The sequence below is a fragment of the Thiocapsa sp. genome, from assembly GCF_035467215.1.
In the GTDB taxonomy this organism is placed as follows: Bacteria; Pseudomonadota; Gammaproteobacteria; order Chromatiales; family Chromatiaceae; genus Thiocapsa.
On the sequence record NZ_DATITZ010000136.1, the window covers coordinates 1 to 8,004 of the forward strand.

At 64.0% G+C, this 8,004-nt stretch carries 7 protein-coding genes; 6 read left to right on the forward strand and 1 reads right to left on the reverse strand.

Annotation, left to right across the window (positions count from 1 at the left end; genetic code table 11):
• From VLR48_RS07815 to ccmI, 4 genes are all read left to right on the forward strand, one after another.
• The coding region (locus tag VLR48_RS07815; RefSeq protein ID WP_325291243.1) for a heme lyase CcmF/NrfE family subunit at window positions 1-1,776 on the forward strand (1,776 nt) is incomplete at its 5' end.
• Entirely contained in the window at window positions 1,773-2,363 is a 591-nt protein-coding gene (locus VLR48_RS07820) for a DsbE family thiol:disulfide interchange protein (protein ID WP_325291244.1), read from the forward strand. The genes VLR48_RS07815 and VLR48_RS07820, both read left to right, overlap by 4 nt.
• Complete coding sequence (locus tag VLR48_RS07825) at window positions 2,360-2,860, forward strand: cytochrome c-type biogenesis protein (protein WP_325291245.1); 501 nt, start codon at window positions 2,360-2,362, stop codon at window positions 2,858-2,860. The genes VLR48_RS07820 and VLR48_RS07825 overlap by 4 nt, the downstream gene beginning before the upstream one ends.
• Window positions 2,857-4,191 (forward strand): c-type cytochrome biogenesis protein CcmI, encoded by a 1,335-nt coding sequence (ccmI, locus tag VLR48_RS07830; RefSeq protein ID WP_325291246.1) that lies wholly within the window; start codon window positions 2,857-2,859, stop codon window positions 4,189-4,191. Before VLR48_RS07825 ends, ccmI begins: the two co-directional genes overlap by 4 nt.
• 88 nt (window positions 4,192-4,279) lie before the next feature.
• On the opposite strand, the gene VLR48_RS07835 is transcribed toward ccmI, so the two are convergent.
• The gene (locus tag VLR48_RS07835; protein WP_325291247.1) at window positions 4,280-4,753 is read right to left on the reverse strand and encodes a YbhB/YbcL family Raf kinase inhibitor-like protein; all 474 of its coding nucleotides are present in this window, start codon (window positions 4,751-4,753) and stop codon (window positions 4,280-4,282) included.
• Between the two features lie 523 nt (window positions 4,754-5,276).
• Between VLR48_RS07835 and fusA the strand changes: the two genes are divergently transcribed.
• The gene (gene fusA, locus VLR48_RS07840; protein ID WP_325291248.1) at window positions 5,277-7,322 is read left to right on the forward strand and encodes an elongation factor G; all 2,046 of its coding nucleotides are present in this window, start codon (window positions 5,277-5,279) and stop codon (window positions 7,320-7,322) included.
• Between the two features lie 441 nt (window positions 7,323-7,763).
• Window positions 7,764-8,004 (forward strand): hypothetical protein (locus tag VLR48_RS07845; RefSeq protein ID WP_325291249.1); only part of this gene is annotated, 241 nt, incomplete at its 3' end.

Below are 8,004 nucleotides of genomic sequence, written 5' to 3' on the forward strand. Positions count from 1 at the left end.
GTCGCGGGTCACTCCAACACCCTAATGCCGCTCCTCTACAAGGTCTCGGCAATCTGGGGCGGTCATGAGGGATCCTTGCTGCTGTGGGCCCTGATGTTGGCCGGATGGGGTGCGGCGGTCGCGGCCTTCAGCAAGAATCTACCCTTGCCGATGGTGGCACGCGTCGTCTCGGTCCTCGGCATGGTGGCGATCGGCTTCCTGCTGTTCATGCTGCTGACCTCCAATCCCTTCGACCGGCTCTTCCCGGCACCGCTCGAGGGCCGCGACCTGAATCCGCTGCTGCAGGACTTCGGTCTGGCGATCCATCCGCCGATGCTCTACATGGGGTACGTCGGCTTCTCGGTCGCCTTCGCCTTCGCGATCGCCGCACTCATCGGCGGCAAGCTGGACTCGGCCTGGGCGCGCTGGTCGCGACCCTGGACGACCGCGGCTTGGGTCTTCCTCACCATCGGTATCGCCTTGGGCTCCTGGTGGGCCTACTACGAGCTGGGTTGGGGCGGCTGGTGGTTCTGGGATCCGGTCGAGAATGCCTCCTTTATGCCTTGGCTGGTGGGCACGGCCCTGATCCATTCCCTCGCCGTGACCGAGAAGCGTGCAGCCTTCAAGAGCTGGACCGTGCTGCTGGCCATCTCGGCCTTCTCCCTATCGCTGCTCGGGACCTTCCTGGTGCGCTCGGGTGTCTTGACCTCGGTCCACGCCTTCGCCACGGACCCGGCGCGCGGCACCTTCATCCTCATCTTCCTCTGCGTCGTGATCGGCGGCTCGCTGGCGCTTTATGCCTGGCGTGCGCCGACCATCGCCGGCGGAGGTCGGTTCGACATCCTCTCGCGCGAGAGCTTTCTGCTCGTGAACAACCTGCTGTTTGCGACACTGACGGTCCTGGTCTTGTTCGGCACCCTCGCCCCGCTGATCTACGAGGCCGCCGGGTGGGGCAAGATCTCGGTCGGCTTCCCCTGGTTCAACAAGATGTTCGTCTCGCTCTCGCCCTTCCTCATTGTGGCGATGGGGATTGGACCCTTGACGCGCTGGAAGCACGACGAGCCGATGCGCCTGGTGCGTTCGCTGTGGATCGCGCTCGCGCTCGGCATCGCCGTCTTCATCGTGGCCCTGCAGCCGATCTTCGAGGACGGCGGTTTCGGGATGGCCTTCGGCCTGAGCATGAGTGCCTGGCTGGTCGGCACCCATCTGATCGCCCTCGCCGAGCGCCTGAAGAACAAAGGCGGTTTCCGGGGGCTGGCGGCCGACTTCAACGCTCGCAATCTCAGCTACTACGGCATGTGGACCGCGCATGTCGGGATCGCGATGTTCATCGTCGGCGTGACCATGGTGTCGATCCACGGCTCGGAGACCGACGTGCGTATGTCGCCGGGCGACGTGCACGAGGACTCGGGCTATCGCTTCCAGTTCAACGGCGTAGAGGCGGTCACCGGACCCAACTACCTGGCGCAGCAGGGCGAGTTCATCGTCACCAAAGACGACCGACAGATCGCCGTGCTCTACCCGGAGAAGCGCTCCTACTTCTCGGGCGGCATGCCGATGACCGAGGCGGCCATCAACGCCGGTTTCCTGCGTGACCTCTACGTCTCGCTCGGCGAGCCCGTGGGAACGGACGGCGACTGGGCGCTGCGGGTCTACTACAAACCCTTCGTGCGCTGGATCTGGCTCGGCGCGATCCTGATGGCACTCGGTGGTCTCTTGGCGATGGCCGATCGGCGTTATCGCACGGTACGGCGGACAGCGGATGCCCCAGCCGGGGCACTGGCGGCGCGCTCATGACGGCGATCACCCCCCCATCAACAACGGCGGCAACAAAGGCAGCAACAAAGGCGAAGAGGCGCGCGCTCATCCCGCTCGCTATCTTCATGGCGCTGGCCGCGCTGTTGTTCTACGGGCTGCAACTGGATCCCCGCAAGGTCCCTTCGCCGCTTGTGAATAAGCCTGCACCCGTGTTCGAGCTCGAGTCGCTGGACGACCCGAACCGAACGGTGACCAACGAGATCCTCATGGGGAAGGTCTCGTTGGTGAATGTCTGGGCCTCTTGGTGCCCGTCATGCCGTCAGGAGCATGGCGAGCTGATGCAGATCGCGCGCAACAACGATGTCCAGGTGGTCGGCTTCAACTGGAAAGACACGCGTCCCGAGGCGCTCGAGATGCTCAGGCGTTACGGCAATCCCTACGTCGTGAGCGCCTACGATCCGGACAACCGCTACGGTCTACATTGGGGCGTCTACGGCGCCCCCGAGACCTTCGTGGTCGATGGAGAAGGCATTATTCGTTACAAGCACATCGGGCCGGTCGACCGCAACGTCTGGGAGACCACGATCCGCCCGATCGTCGAGCAGTACAGACCTCAGTCATCATGATTCATCGCGTCCGCAAGCTGTCTCTAAGCCTCGCGCTGATCGCCGGTACACTGGCGTTCGGCAATGCATCCGCCTACACGCTCGAAGAGTTCAAGTTCGAGCAACCCGGCCAGCACGAGGCGTTTCGCGACCTGATCGCCAAGCTGCGCTGCCTGGTCTGCCAAAACGAATCGCTCGCCGGCTCGCAGGCCGGGGTGGCGCAGGACCTGCGCGAAGAGGTCTATCGCATGATGCTCGAGGGTCAAAGCGACGAGGAGATCGTGACCTTCCTCGTGGATCGCTACGGCGACTTCGTGCTCTACGAGCCGCCGATCAAGCCATCGACCTATATCCTCTGGTTCGGTCCCTTCATCTTCCTCGGCGTGGGCGGCTACCTGCTGTTCCGCACGCTCGGGCGCAAGAAGGACGAGCCCGAGGAGGATCTCACCGAGGCCGAACGCGCCCGTCTTCAACGACTGATCGCCACCGGCGGCGACAAACAAGAAACCATCAAATGATCATCTTCTGGATTTTGGCCGCCGGGCTTATGGGCCTGGCGTTGTTTTATGTCGCCCTGCCGCTGCTGCAGCCCGAGAAGGCGACCGAGGCACCCGAGCAGGACGAGCTGAACCTCACGGTCTTCAAGCAGCGTCTGCAGGAGCTGGATGCCGACCTTGCCGGTGGCTTTCTGGAACAAGATCAGTACGCCGCGGCAAGGCGCGACCTGGAACGCGATCTGCTGCGCGACATCCCGGGCGAGCTCGCGGCGTCCAAGCGTCGCGGCGCTTCCGGCGGGCGCTGGATGGCGATCGTGCTCGCGGTGGCGGTTCCGACAGGCGCGGTGCTGATCTACAACGAGATCGGCCACCGCGAGATCATCGAACGCATCGAGGGCGTCGCGCTGAGCGGCGAGACGCAGCAGCCCCTGGTCGGACCCGACGGCGAGGAGCTCCCGCCGCTCGAGGTCCTGGTTCAGCGTCTCGAAGAGAGGCTCGCCGAGGATCCGAACAACGTCGATGGCTGGTTGATGATTGGCCGGACCTATTTCACGATGCGCCGTCCGGGTCAGGCACTCGACGCCGTCTCGAAGGCCTATGCGTTGGCACCGGAGCGTCCGGATGTGATGCTCGCCTATGCGGAGGCCCTGGCCGCCAACAGCAACAACAGCCTGGAAGGCGAGCCGGCCGCGCTGATCGAGCAGGTCCTGAAGGCCGAGCCCGACAACGTGAGCGCCCGCTGGCTGTCGGGGATGCTCTATTACCAGCGCGGGCAATACACCGCCGCGGCGACGGCTTGGCAGCGCATCCTCGACGAGATGGACCCCGCGTCCGAAGACGCCGCCGACATGCGCGAGATGATCACCGAGGCGCAGACGCGCGCAGGTGCTCCCTCGAACGCAGCAACCGCCCCTTCCGCGCCCGCTACCGCAGATCCTTCCGAACCCGCCGCAGCACAGCAGGCACAGACGGGATCGCCGGCCGCGCCCGAGCAGCCTGCCGCCGGGGCATCGGTCACCGCCGACGTGAGCCTGGATCAGGCCCTCTCGGCCGGTGCCGCTCCGGAGGACGTCGTGTTCATCTTCGCACGCGCCGTCGCCGGCCCGCCGATGCCGCTCGCCGTTCAACGGGTCCAGGTCAAGGACCTGCCGACCCGCGTCACACTCGACGACAGTATGGCGATGATGCCCGAGATGAGCCTATCCGCCTTCCCGCAGGTGATGATCGGGGCACGCGTCGCCAAGAGCGGCCAGGCGACACCGCAATCCGGCGACCTCGAAGGCGAAAGCGGACCGATCGACAGCGCCGGAAAGACTCAAGTCGCCGTCGTCATCGACCGTATCAGGCCCTAAACCGACTAAACCGCGTCCGCTGCACCCCTTGCGTGTCGCCGCGACGCATCATCACCTGAAATCCGCGCGTGTCGCTCCAAGACGCGGTTTAACGCTTCTCGTAGATGCCGACCAGCTCGGTGCGACCGAGGATATGGTCTTCCATGGCCATCAGGAGCTCGTCCTTGGTCGGTTGACCCAGCTCGCTCGGCAGGCGGACATCGAGCGCATAGAGACAATGGAAATAGCGGTGGCAACCGATCGGCGGGCACGGGCCGCCGTAACCGACGCGTCCCCAGCTGTTGATTCCCTCGCCGGTCCCGACCGGTAGACCATCGGAGGTCATTCCTTCGGCGAGCACCGCCTCGGGCGGAAGGTTATAGAGGATCCAATGATCCCAAACCATCCGGGGAGCGGCGGGATCGGGGGCATCCGGATCATCGACGATCAAGACCAGGCTCGCGGTTCCCTCGGGAAGACCCTCCCACGTCAGAGGCGGCGAGATGTCTTCTCCCTCGCAGGTGTAGCGCACCGGGATGTGCGCACCGTCGACAAAAGCGTCCGATTTCAGAACCATTGACATCTTTACGTCTCCAGAGATGTGCTACGCTATGGGGCATCAAGGCCCCGTTATCCCGGTTCGACAGCGATTCGGGTCACGGAGTTTTCATCGAACAGAGGTATCGCGGCCGTGCCGATCAATCCCGCGCTGCCGCATCCCCTTTAAGGATAACGCGAATACAGGCATTCGAGATCAGGGATCGATTCGTCCGGACATGCGGACAAGATCGCCTCGATAGCGCTTTTCCTCTCCATAGCTGTGCGTCCTTCGGCGGTCAATCGGCCGCTTTTTTTGGCCTGCGAATCGGGGACGGACACGGTCCCGCTCGCGCCCCTTCGCCACGAGCCTACCGAGCCCCGGGCCACCGCGCTGACTTGATCCGCGACAGGCTTGATACGCGACAGTCCAAGACGCGAATTCCGATCGATCCCCGATCAGGGCCACACCCGAGTTACGGTATAATTTCGGCCCGTAAACGAATCTCGACGGGAAGCCGCACGACGACGCCCCCGCACCTCACCCAAACGCCACTACAGGATCACCGATGTCTGATTACAATGCCGAGGACGTCCGCAACCTTGCCCTGGTCGGTCACGCCGGATCCGGCAAGACCACGCTGGTCGAAGCGCTGCTCGCCGCGACCGGAGTGATCTCGACCCCCGGCAGCGTGACCAAGGGGACCACGGTCTGCGACTTCGATCCGATGGAGAAGGAGCTAATCCACTCGCTGGACGCCTCCATCACCAGCTTCGATGCGCACGACAAACACGTCAACCTGATCGATACCCCCGGCTATCCGGATTTCCTGGGGCGCTCCATCTCGGTCCTGCCGGCCGTGGAGACCGCCGCGATCGTCATCAATGCGCAATCCGGCATCGAGCCGATGACGCTGCGGATGATGAAGGCGGCCGACAACCGCAATCTCTGCCGCATGATCATCGTGAATCAAATCGATGCAGCCGACGTCGATCTGGCTCAATTGACGGATCAGATCCGCGAGACCTTCGGCCCCGAATGCCTCCCGATCAACCTGCCCGCCGAGGGCGGCAAGCGGGTCATCGACTGCTTCTTCCAGCCAAGCGGCGAAGGTGCCGACTTTTCATCCGTCGCCGAGGCACACAGCCGGATCATCGACCAGGTGGTCGAGGTCGACGAAGCCCTGATGGAGGTCTATCTCGAGCAGGGCCAGGAGCTCAAGCCCGAGCAGCTGCACGATCCGTTCGAGGCGGCGCTGCGCGAGGCGCACCTGATCCCGATCTGTTACGTGTCGGCGGCGACCGGGGCCGGCGTGAACGAGTTGATCGAGATCATCACGCGCTTGATGCCGAATCCCTCGGAAGGCAATCCCCCGCCTTTCCTGAAGGGCGAAGGCGCAGCCATGAGTCCGGTGAGCGTCGATCCCGATCCAGCCAAGCACGCCATCGCGCATGTCTTCAAGATCATCAACGACCCCTTCCGCGGCAAGCTCGGGATCTTCCGTATCCATCAGGGACGCATCACGGCACAAAGTCAGCTCTACATCGGCGACGCGCGCAAGCCGTTCAAGGTCAACCATCTGTATCGCCTCCACGGGGCCGAGCAGATCGAAGTCCCCGAGGGTGTTCCCGGCGATATCCTGGCAGTCTCGCGCATCGACGACATCCATTTCGACGCCGTCCTGCATGACTCGCACGAGGAGGACCATTTCCACCTCTCGAGCCTGGAGTGCCCGGTTCCGCTGTTCGGCCTCGCGATCCACCCGACCAAACGCGGCGACGAGCAGAAGCTCACCGATGCCCTGCACAAGCTCGAATCCGAAGACCCCTGCTTCCATGTCGAGCACAACGCCGCCGCGAACGAGACGGTCATGCGCGGACTCGGCGAGCTGCATCTGCGCGTGCTCTTGCGCCGACTCGCGGATCAATACCATGTCGAGGTCGAGACCCATCCGCCGAGCATCCCCTACCGCGAGACCATCACGGCCCCCGCCGAGGGACATCATCGCCACAAGAAGCAAACCGGCGGTGCCGGGCAGTTCGGCGAGGTCTATCTGCGCGTCGAACCCATGGAGCGCGGCGCAGGCTTCGAGTTCGTCGATGCCGTCGTCGGCGGCGTGATCCCGAACAACTTCATCCCTTCGATCGAGAAAGGCGTGCGGCAGGTCCTCGAGGAAGGCGCCATCGCCGGTTATCCGATGCACGATGTCCGCGTGACGGTCTACGACGGCAAGTTCCACCCCGTCGACTCCAAAGACATCGCCTTCTCGACAGCAGGACGCAAGGCATTCATCGAGGCGATCGAGAAGGCCCGCCCGGTCCTGCTCGAACCGATCGTGAAGATCCGCATCACCGCCCAAGGCACCGCGATGGGCGACCTCGCAGGCGACCTCTCGAGCCGGCGCGGCCGCATCAACGGCAGCGACAGCAAGAGCCGAGGCCGTATCGTCATCGAAGGCGAGGTCCCGCTCGCGGAGCTCGACGGCTACGATGCACGCCTGAAGGCCCTGACCGGCGGTGAAGGCACCTACAGCATCGAGCTCAGCCACTACGACACGGTGCCCGCAAACATCCAGAAACAGCTCGCCGACGCCTACCAGCGCGCGGAAGACTGACCCCGCCCCGCACGGACCGGCGATTGCCGTCGGTCCGTGTCCTACCTCGAAAATCGAGGCTCCGGACGTCCCGGATACCTCGTCGTCCGTTAGAACAACGACCACTCCAACCTCAAGGAGAACGTGGCTCGTCTTCGCCTCGCACACGGCGAAAAATCTCGCGCGCCCGGTGCTCGTGCGCCGCCGAGCGGAACCCGTCATCCGGCCGCACCGGAGAGAAAATCTCCCCGTTGGCCTCCATCATCACGAACGCGTGAAAAGTCTCCTGCCAATGGTGCCCGCGCCAATGAGTCTGCGCTCCGCCTTCTCACCGATCCGACGGATTTCGCCCGGGAATTGAGTAAACTGTTTCCTGGAACTGTCGCAGTCCAACGGGCCGCAGACGCTGCATTTTGGTCCACTCAATCCAGCAGGTGATCCCTCTTGTCGATGAAGCCCCTTGTGATCGAAAACGATGTGATCTCCGACCTCGCGTTGGACGTCACGCAGGCGGTGCTCGCCAGGTGCGAGGACGCCGGAGCGGTCATGGAGGACCAATCCGGCCCGCTGGAACTCGCCCGGGCCTTGGCGGATTTCTTCCCGGTCGCCGGGGCCTTGGAAAGCGGAGCGGCGCACCTGGAGCAGGAACACCTGCAGGAGTTCTGCGCCTACGGACTGGATTTGCTTGACCGTCTCGCCTTCC

Coding starts and splice junctions, on each gene's coding strand:
- VLR48_RS07820 (WP_325291244.1), top strand. CDS start 1,773: ATGACGGCGATCACCCCCCCATCAACAACGGCGGCAACAAAGGCAGCA.
- VLR48_RS07825 (WP_325291245.1), top strand. CDS start 2,360: ATGATTCATCGCGTCCGCAAGCTGTCTCTAAGCCTCGCGCTGATCGCC.
- ccmI (WP_325291246.1), top strand. CDS start 2,857: ATGATCATCTTCTGGATTTTGGCCGCCGGGCTTATGGGCCTGGCGTTG.
- VLR48_RS07835 (WP_325291247.1), bottom strand. CDS start 4,753: ATGTCAATGGTTCTGAAATCGGACGCTTTTGTCGACGGTGCGCACATC.
- fusA (WP_325291248.1), top strand. CDS start 5,277: ATGTCTGATTACAATGCCGAGGACGTCCGCAACCTTGCCCTGGTCGGT.